Annotated in this window: 7 protein-coding genes; 6 read left to right on the top strand and 1 reads right to left on the bottom strand. The window is 35.2% G+C overall.

Features of this window, described 5'->3' with window-relative positions:
- The first annotated feature begins 473 nt into the window (after positions 1-473).
- Positions 474-2744 (top strand): formate C-acetyltransferase, encoded by a 2271-nt coding sequence (gene pflB / locus HMPREF2811_RS09855; protein WP_071409175.1) that lies wholly within the window; start codon positions 474-476, stop codon positions 2742-2744.
- 223 nt (positions 2745-2967) lie between these two features.
- Here pflB and HMPREF2811_RS09850 read toward each other — a convergent pair whose 3' ends face one another.
- Positions 2968-4203 (bottom strand): RNA-guided endonuclease TnpB family protein, encoded by a 1236-nt coding sequence (locus HMPREF2811_RS09850; protein WP_071409174.1) that lies wholly within the window; start codon positions 4201-4203, stop codon positions 2968-2970.
- A 751-nt stretch (positions 4204-4954) separates the two neighbouring features.
- On the opposite strand from HMPREF2811_RS09850, the gene HMPREF2811_RS09845 reads away from it, so the two are divergent.
- From HMPREF2811_RS09845 to HMPREF2811_RS09825, 5 genes are all read left to right on the top strand, one after another.
- Complete coding sequence (locus tag HMPREF2811_RS09845; protein WP_071409173.1) at positions 4955-5704, top strand: hypothetical protein; 750 nt, start codon at positions 4955-4957, stop codon at positions 5702-5704.
- Between the two features lie 426 nt (positions 5705-6130).
- Entirely contained in the window at positions 6131-6586 is a 456-nt protein-coding gene (locus tag HMPREF2811_RS09840; RefSeq protein ID WP_071409172.1) for a MaoC/PaaZ C-terminal domain-containing protein, read from the top strand.
- Positions 6587-7062: 476 nt separating this feature from the next.
- Entirely contained in the window at positions 7063-7536 is a 474-nt protein-coding gene (locus HMPREF2811_RS09835; protein WP_071409171.1) for a DUF2975 domain-containing protein, read from the top strand.
- Positions 7537-7549: 13 nt separating this feature from the next.
- A complete protein-coding gene (locus HMPREF2811_RS09830; protein ID WP_066126888.1) occupies positions 7550-7765 on the top strand; it encodes a helix-turn-helix domain-containing protein in 216 nt (71 codons plus the stop codon).
- A complete protein-coding gene (locus tag HMPREF2811_RS09825; RefSeq protein WP_071409170.1) occupies positions 7765-9162 on the top strand; it encodes a DUF4153 domain-containing protein in 1398 nt (465 codons plus the stop codon). The genes HMPREF2811_RS09830 and HMPREF2811_RS09825 overlap by 1 nt, the downstream gene beginning before the upstream one ends.
- Positions 9163-9450 lie beyond the last annotated feature (288 nt).

The following is a 9450-nucleotide window of genomic DNA, read 5'->3' as shown; positions in this document are numbered from 1 at the left end:
TCCTTTATTACACATCTTTAATGTTAAAGCCTGTCCTTATCTTTTTTAAAACGGTGTCATCCCTTACTGCCATTATAATATTTTTCTTTTTTTATTCAAAAATACTAAAAGCACACTGTATTAGTCATGAAAACCAGATGACAAACCGACAAGTCTATGAAATTATCAAATATTACTCAAATTTAGTATAAATTATTTTCATAAAAGAATGATGTTGTTAAAGGAAAACTACTTATATATTGTGAAAAAGAAAACCAACTTCACAAACTTATAAATGAAAATTATTTGTAAAACCCTATCAAAGTAGTACAGATAAAAACTTTTTATAGTAACTGTTCCACCGTTTTGAAACAGAATTATTGTATTATCAGTGTTTAAAGACGGTTCTAGCCTTGACGGACTGTGTTATTTTCCGATACAATGTAAGTGTAAAAACATTGTGAATCAATTTTCAAAAACAGGAGGAAAAAGCAATGACAGAAACAATGACAAATGCATGGGAAGGTTTTAAAGGGACTGCTTGGCGCGAGAATACTGACGTTGGCCAATTTATTTTAGATAACTACACAGAATATACTGGCGACGAATCTTTCTTAGCTGAAGCAACAGAAGCAACTCAAAAATTAAACAAGACTTTCGAAGATTTATTAGCTTATGAAGTTGAACATGGCGTAGTCGATATGGAAGAAAAAATCGTTTCAACTGTCTTAGCATACCCTGCTTCATACATCGACAAAGACTTAGAAAAAATCGTTGGTTTACAAACGGATAAACCATTAAAACAAGGCTTAAACCCATTCGGTGGCGTTCGTATGGCGAAACAAGCATTAGAAGCTTATGGATACTCATTAGATCCAGAAGTTGAAATGCAATTTACAGAATGGATCCAAACACATAACCAAGGTGTATTCGACGTTTATGATGCTGACATCCGTGCTGCTCGTTCAAACAAAATCATCACTGGTCTTCCAGATGCTTATGGACGTGGACGTATCATCGGTGACTACCGTCGTGTGGCATTATACGGTACTGACTTCTTGAAAAAAGAAAAATACAGTGACTGGGTTGCTATGGAACGCGAAATGTATACTGAAGAAGAAATGCAATTACGTGAAGAAATTTCTAAACAATATCGTGCTTTAGAAGAAATTGCTCAATTAGGTGACATGTATGGATTTGACTTACGTCAACCTGCAAAAACAGCTCAAGAAGCAATTCAATGGACTTACTTAGCATTCTTAGCTGGTGCAAAACAAACTAACGGTGCGGCTACTTCTTTAGGACGTATGGACGCATTCTTCGATATTTATATCGAACGTGACTTACAAGATGGCTTAATTACTGAACAAGAAGCTCAAGAATTAGTTGACCACTTCGTAATGAAATTACGTATGATTCGTTTCGCACGTACACCAGACTTCAACGAAGTATTCTCAGGAATGCCAACTTGGGTAACCTTATCAATCGCTGGTATGAACAATGATGGCCGTTCATTAGTTAACAAAACATCATTCCGTGCATTACACACATTATATACAATGGGTGAATCACCAGAACCAAACTTAACGATTTTCTATAACGAAAAATTACCACGTGCATACCGTGAATATTGTGCGAAAGTGTCAATTGATACTTCAGCTATCCAATATGAAAACGACGAAGTAATGGCTAATGTAATGCATTCAACAGATGCTGCTATTGCATGTTGTGTGTCCCCTTCAGTTATGGGTAAAGAACATCAATACTTCGGAGCTCGTTTCTCTGGACCTAAAGCCTTATTATATGCTGTATCAGGTGGGGTTGACGAAAAAACTCGTAAAACTGTTATTAAAGGTTTAGAACCAATTAAAGGTGACTACTTAGAATATGACGAGTTAATGGAAAAATTAGATAAAGTTATGGACTGGACCACTAAAGTTTATGTTCGTGCATTAAACATTATCCACCGTCAACATGACCGTTATGCTTATGAATCAACTCAAATGGCGTTATTAGATTCACATCCACACCGCTACTTTGCAACAGGTATTGCTGGTTTAGCATTAGTTGGGGATATGTTATCAGCTGTTAAATACTCTAAAGTACGTATTGTTCGTGACGAAGATGGATTCCCAGTTGATTATGTTGTTGAAGGTGAACAATTCCCTACATTCGGTAACAATGACGACCGTGTTGACTCATTAGTAACTGGATTCTTACATGACTTTATGGAACGTTTACGTAAATTACCAACTTACCGTAATGCTGAAATTACAACTTCAATCTTAACCATCACTTCTAACATCGTGTATGGTAAAGCATTAGGTAATGTATTTACAGGTTCTAACCCTGAAGTAGTTGGTTACCGTGAACCATGGACACCAATTGCACCAGGTGCTAACCCACAATATAACTCAGTTAAATCAGGAGCTTTAGCTGCTTTATCATCAGTTGCTAAAATTCCATTCGAAGATGCTCGTGACGGAAGCTCATATACATTTGCTATCCATCCAAAAGCATTAGGACGTGACGATGCTGACCGTAAATCTAACTTAGCAACTATGTTAGACGGTTACTTCAAAAAAGGTGGACACCACTTAAACGTTAACGTATTAAACCGTGAGAAATTAATTGATATCTTACAACACCCTGAAGAAAACCCACACGCTGTATTACGTGTATCAGGTTATGCTTTATACTTAAACAAAGCAACTCAAGATCAAATCAATGATATCTTACAACGTGTAATCCACAACCAATTCTAATTTGTTTAATAAATCCTAAGCAGCGAAGATCAAGCCAAGTGCTTGGTCTTCTTTTTTATAGCCTAAGTATCAACTACTCTCTGTTAAAACAGAGAGTTTGTCCTAAACATGGTGGTTGTACAAACGATGTAATATCTCCAACCGTTTAAAGACACTAAGGGATGGTTGACTGGCACCCCATCAATAAGCAGTCTGTAGACACTTACCGTATATTGTTTTATTTTTAATAATTTTGTATTGGCACAACTTTTTCAAACCGTGGGTTTTTCTCACTCGACAGATATCGGTGACCCAATTCTTGAATATTGATAGCTGCCACACGGTCATCATTTGATTGATACCCACAATTCTGACAAGTAAACAAGTGCTTATCTTGTTGTCTATTCGCTTTATCAATTGATTCGCATTTTGGACAACGTTGGGACGTAAATTGTGCGGATACTTTTAAAACTTGCGAACCACTTTCTAAAGCTTTGTACATTAACTTTTCTTCAAAATCGAAGAATCGCCAAGAATGGTGTTCATACCGTGCATCTTGCTTACGATGGTGAGTCGTGTTAAAAGTAACGTTCGTAAGATCTTCCACCACAAACAAGGTATTGGCCCCGTATCGGTCAACGAGTGTCTTTGATAATTGATGGTTCACATCATTCATCCAGCGGTTCTCTCGTCTTTCAATTGTTTTAAGGCGTCTACGACTTGATTTGGTGTTCTTCGCTTGTAAGGACTGGCGCAATTTCTTAAAATGCCGTCTTTTCTTTATCAAGCTTTTACCCGAATAGAAGGTAGTATGAGCTGTATCATCCGCAATCGTTAGTATCTGTCTTAAACCACGGTCAATGCCTACAATCCGTTGAATATTAGCTTCATCTGGGTTGTCTATCTCTTTACTGGCGGACACGTGTAAGAACCACTTACCCTTACGACAGAGTAATTCAGCTTGACCGAACTTGTAAGCATTTTGGCTAAATTGTTGAAGATAAGCGATATGTTGCTTATCACAAGACACTTTAATTCGTCCTTGATTGGTCGTCAGTGAATAGGTGTCGTCTTGATGATAAGCGTAGTTACGATTACGTACGAACACAGCGACTGGTCGCTTAAACCCTAGGGGTTTCGTTAAATGGTAAAGGTCTTTATATAGCGTATGATATTGACCTGTATGGATATCTTTATAACGCTTAGGTTTTTGTTTAAACTGTGTTTTCACGGTCTTATATCTCGCGATTACCGTACGCATCACGGACTGGGCCATTTGCGATTGCAGTCCAAAATCCTGACGTATCTGACGATACAAGGCGTTATGCAAAGTCGCTTGACCTAATTCAAAGTCATGGTCAAAGATATATGTCGAAACAAAATTACAAGCGTTTAAAAACTGTTGTTGGGTTTCTTCGAATTTTTCAATATCACGAGCACTTGGGTATAATTGCACTTTAATCGTTTTCGTTAACTGCATCTTGTCACCTCTTTCCTCTTAAATACATTATACCATCTATTTAGTGAAAACATTAACGATAACCTAGTAAAATCAACAAAAAGAGCTGTCTATTTCGCTAATTCCTCCTAGGTATTAATACCGAGGTTTCCTTAGCTGACAGCTTGTAAATGAAATTAAATGCTGATACATTTTAGATGACCGCGAAGTGATTAAGTGAGGATTTGGAAAATATGAACCCGGATAAAATATAATTTAAAGATGAGAGTGGCTCAGTTTTAAATTGCGAAATGTCTCAAATTTAACTTGCAAAGCGGCTCAATTGTAAATTGCGAAGTGGCTCAGTTTTAACTTGCGAAATACACATGGAGAATGATTTTGTGTGGTTTGAAAGATATAATCATGTGAGTATTATTGAGCATTTATCAGATAGATATTCGATTCCTTGAAGTATGTCAACTAAACCCAAGTGAGATTAAGACTTGGATAAAGAGCGGAGGAATTTATTTGTTAAACCCGTGCCAATTTCTATGCACATTAAATGAAAGATTCACGGTTCATAATGTTTGTAACTAAAACTTTTTAGTATCCATTTAGGATTAAGACTTAGATAATAATCCTTAGCTTTTTACGCTTATTCAGTAATATTTGCTTTCGAATTGAATTAGTCTTAATCACACCTCTATTATTTTATAAAAATTTCCTTAAATTAAGTGTTATGATTTGAATTATTTGTCATTTTTCATATGCTTAAAGTAAGGAGATGATAAAAATGCGAAAATTTAGAAAGTATTTAGCACTTAGTATTGTTTTATTTTCGCCCATATTGCCGCTGTCAAATGGAATTTTTAGTCAATCAGTTGTAACTGCGCAAGAAACATCGCCCCAAGAACACGCAATGAAAGTCGTCGAAGAATTACAAAGTTATTTTGAAAATGAAGCCTTACCAACAAAAGTATTAACCGCAGAATCGCCTGTCTATCTTTCTGCCGCTACTACAAAAGTTTCCGATACCGAGAACTTTAATATATTTTATTATGCAGAAAACGAACCGTATGAGGTCAACAATCAAGATCTCAATAATAAAACACCGATTGCTGCTTTTCAACGTGTCGTTTACGAAGATGAAGCAACCGCTCAAGAAGCTGTTAATCAAGTCATTGATAATCAAGGCGAAGAAATAGACTTAGGTTATGGTATAACCGGTTATTTAACAGCAGGTATGGGATCAACTTATTTAAATTGGCAAGAAGGCAACTGGAGTTTAGCAATTCAAGCACCTAACCAGGAAGGTGTTTCTTCTCCTGATTTAGCAAAACAAATTGTTGAATATTTAGAAGAAATTGCCTTGCCGGCACCTGAAGTAGTCGGACAAATTAAATTAAGAATCAATGACTCATTAACTTATGAAGATAATGTAGCTACATGGCAAGTAGGAAATGTTGTTTACATCGTTTCTCATGCTGATCCTTTCACTCTTATTGAAATGACCGGATCAATTACTAACCCTACCGAACAATAATTAATCCTATAACTTAAAGGCACACAGAAATTAAAGTTTCTAGCGTGCCTTTTTATGTTATGCTGAAGTAGTATTTTTGATGACTCACCCTTTAATTTTGATGCAGTGGGTATTTAGAGGGCCTTTGGTAATACGATGCTGTGATGGACACTATATTTGATTGAAATTTACGAAGTCTCTCTTAAAATGATAATGAAGTCGACTAATAATTACTCATAGATCGTTTACCTATCAGTCAATTACCTTTTATATAAAATACCATTTTTAATGATACTATTAGTAAAAGAGATAGTAACTATAAATATTCCTCAAATGAAAACGAAACCATTTCTTTATAAAATTTTATCCTTTCGTGCTATGATGAAATTAACAGACAAAATAAATTGGTTAACCGCCAACAATTAATACATGAAAGGACGATTCAACATGACTCAATTAGTTACCTATTTAGATGATATTAAGGAAGGAGCTCAGTTTCGAAGCGATTCGTATTTGATGAGTGAAGAACGCATCATTGAATTCGCTAAACAATTCGATCCACAGCCTTTCCACACTGACCCCGTTGCCGCTAAAGACACGATTTTCAAACGCTTAGTGGCCTCAGGTTGGCATACTCTTGCAGTGAATATGAAAATGTTAGTCGAAACATTGCCATTAACACCTGGTGCCATGATGGGAGCCGGAGCAGACGTAAAATGGGTGCGCCCTGTCTATCCTGGAGAAAGTATTTATAGTATTTTTACCATGAAAGAAATTAAACGTTCTAAAACAAAACCACAACAAGGAATTTGCTTAATGGAAGCCAAAATTTATAACCAAGATGATGAATTAGTTACCGAGATTATGCATCGAGCTTTTGGCTATTTTAAATCTGAATCTTAATTTGTAAAACCCAACTTAAATAAAAGAGGCTAGAATGCACCTTTCCCTAGTGAAAGGGAATTAACAGAAATTTTTAAAAAAATTTCATAGGCATATCTAACCTCTTTTTTATTTTGGACTGTAAAAAAGTGCCAATAGTCGGCATTAGTAACGGTAAGTAGCAATTCTGTCGTTATTAGCCTTTTCCACGAAACTGTTATGAGTTCTATATATTTTGTCGCATTTAATTTTACAATCTAACCCCATTAGAAAACCAAAACATTTCACGCTATATGTTCATCGAAGAGAACAGCAAACCAATGGACTTACTGCTCAATGTCTAGCCTTAGCTATGTTCTGTTGTTAATCTGATATTTTTATAATTAGTTAGTTTTATTTTAAATCAACATATTTTTATCTTAATTCAATTATTTTTTATTGATATTCGATAAATTATCTGTTATATTTATCTTAGAATTTATCGGGAGGATAGCCTTATGAAAAATAAAACTCGTACACATGAAGACTTTAGTATTATCTTAACTAAAATTGCTTTGCTTTTAGCCTTAATTGTTGGCTTATGGCTGACTTTGGAAGGACCATTCATCGTCCGACAAATTATGTTATTACCAGGTGGCTATTTCGTTGGCAGATTACGCTTTTATTTTCTTTTAATCAGTGGTTATATGGTTGCTGTTATTGGTGTTCTATGTATTTACTATCTTTACAAACTCGTTAATAACATTGGTCATGAAATTGTCTTTGTTGCTGAAAATGTCCGTTATTTACAAATAATTGGTTGGTTAACGCTGTCATTTACTATTATTGCTTTAGCTTGTGGATTCACTTGTTATGATCCGATTCAATATTTAGGATATATGGCTGGTTTTATGTTTTTAATTATTCGAGTCGTGCGCAATATTTTTGGTAAAGCCGTTGAAATGCAAAATGAACTCGATTATACCGTTTAGGAGTGATGACAAGATGATTCAAATAAATTTAGATGTGGTAATGGCTAAACGCAAAATTTCGGCCGGAAATTTAGCAGAACAGATCGATTTAACGCCAGCTAATCTTTCTATATTAAAAAACAATAAAGCTAAGGCGATTCGTTTTTCAACGCTTAATGCCTTATGTCGCGAGTTAAACTGTCAGCCTGGAGATATTCTAGAGTATATTGAAGATACGGAGGAAGCATGATGACCGAACCTAATCAAACTAAACATTCCTCCTTTTCATCAGACGCTTTTTCTATTAAAGAAGCAACTAAAATGAATCATCATTATTTGGGCAGATTGAAAGAAGCAGTCACTACCTTTCCAGTCATCGGTACAATGAGTTGGTTATTCTATTTTATTGCTTATTATTATGTTATAGCTGTCTTTGAGTCCACTATACACTACTTTCCTTTTACAGTAATCATTATGGCCTTTACCGAGATGCTCTGCTATCGTCTTCATCGTACTTGGGATCAATTTACAGCTAGCTATCGACGCGATTTAGTTACTATAATGATGATGATTTTATTACAAGGCCTTGCCCTTTCGCTTTGGGGCTTTCATCCTCAGTTTGAGGCCATACAAGCATTCGTGATTCATCTATCTTTTGTCTTATATATTGCGATGCGTAGTCAAAACTTAGTGGATCAGCAATTAAACTTATGGGTATTATTTGACTTGATACGTCATTTTTGGTGGGTTCCCTTCCAAAATATTTTAATTCGCCCTATTATTTTATGGTATCATCGCACTCATTTACGCTCTGCTAAATTTAATCCATTCAAATGGTTGGCAACACTTATCAGTATTTTGAGTTTGTTTTTTATTTTCTTGTTTGTGATGAATCAGCTAGGTCAACTGTCTCCTACTTTCGCACAGCTTAGTAATCAGTTATTAAGTGGTCTATTAAACTTTATTCGCCAACTCAATCAACTGGATAATTTGCTTGTTTATTTGTTTTATTTTATCTTATCTATCCCAATCGGATTATGGTTATCGGGCTTAATATTTGGTTCGCTTTTGCATAAATTCAATTCAAAATTAAAATCCGATTTACTCACGATTAAGATACGCTTGCAAATTTTTCCAAAAGCTAGCGCCCTATTATTGATGAGTATTTTAATTGGCCTATATTGTCTGTTTTTTACGACCGCTTTTTATGATTTAGTCCGACTACTATCTGTTTCAAATATCCAAGCACCGGATGTTGCCAATGTCGCTATTAGTGGGTTTTGGCAATTTATTTATATAACATTATTGAATTTAATCGTCACTTGGTTCATCCAATGGTTATATGATGCACAATGGGTTAAAACAAAAGCTGTCCAGTACTTGATGCTTGGCTTATATGGATTTAGTTTGATCTTTGCCAGTCTAGCTGTATGGAAAACACTTGGGGTATATGTATTTCATTTTGGGTGGACACCATTGCGTTTATTATCTGGTTGGTTCGCGGTATTAATGTTTGTTGCTTTGATATTGATTATTATTCAAAATTTTATACCTAAATTTAATGCCTATCGTTGGATTATTTTATTAGGCGAACTATCCTTCACTGCTATATGTTATGCTTATCCATTGCTATTTAATGCTAGATGATGATTAATCAAATACCTCTGTAATCCTGGGACTAATGTTGCTGCTAGTAAGTAATAAAAATAATATAGCCTAAACTAAATTTGGTACTCGCAAAAATTCAAAAGCTATCTTAAGAACCTTGGCCTAACTTCGTTTCGTTGTTACATTTTCTAATGAATAAACACCTATTTTACAGTAGCTTTGCTTTGCCCTCTTACTCCGAAGGCGGACTAAGGTAAAGGACATTTCACAACTACGTAATAATAGGTGTTTTTTGTGGCTCTATGTCAAGTAGTGTTGGTAAATAGT

The sequence above is a fragment of the Globicatella sp. HMSC072A10 genome (assembly GCF_001811625.1).
In the GTDB taxonomy this organism is placed as follows: Bacteria; Bacillota; Bacilli; order Lactobacillales; family Aerococcaceae; genus Globicatella; species Globicatella sanguinis.
This window is presented reverse-complemented; position numbering and strand designations above follow the sequence as displayed.

Coding starts and splice junctions, on each gene's coding strand:
- pflB (WP_071409175.1), top strand. CDS start 474: ATGACAGAAACAATGACAAATGCATGGGAAGGTTTTAAAGGGACTGCT.
- HMPREF2811_RS09850 (WP_071409174.1), bottom strand. CDS start 4,203: ATGCAGTTAACGAAAACGATTAAAGTGCAATTATACCCAAGTGCTCGT.
- HMPREF2811_RS09845 (WP_071409173.1), top strand. CDS start 4,955: ATGCGAAAATTTAGAAAGTATTTAGCACTTAGTATTGTTTTATTTTCG.
- HMPREF2811_RS09840 (WP_071409172.1), top strand. CDS start 6,131: ATGACTCAATTAGTTACCTATTTAGATGATATTAAGGAAGGAGCTCAG.
- HMPREF2811_RS09835 (WP_071409171.1), top strand. CDS start 7,063: ATGAAAAATAAAACTCGTACACATGAAGACTTTAGTATTATCTTAACT.
- HMPREF2811_RS09830 (WP_066126888.1), top strand. CDS start 7,550: ATGATTCAAATAAATTTAGATGTGGTAATGGCTAAACGCAAAATTTCG.
- HMPREF2811_RS09825 (WP_071409170.1), top strand. CDS start 7,765: ATGACCGAACCTAATCAAACTAAACATTCCTCCTTTTCATCAGACGCT.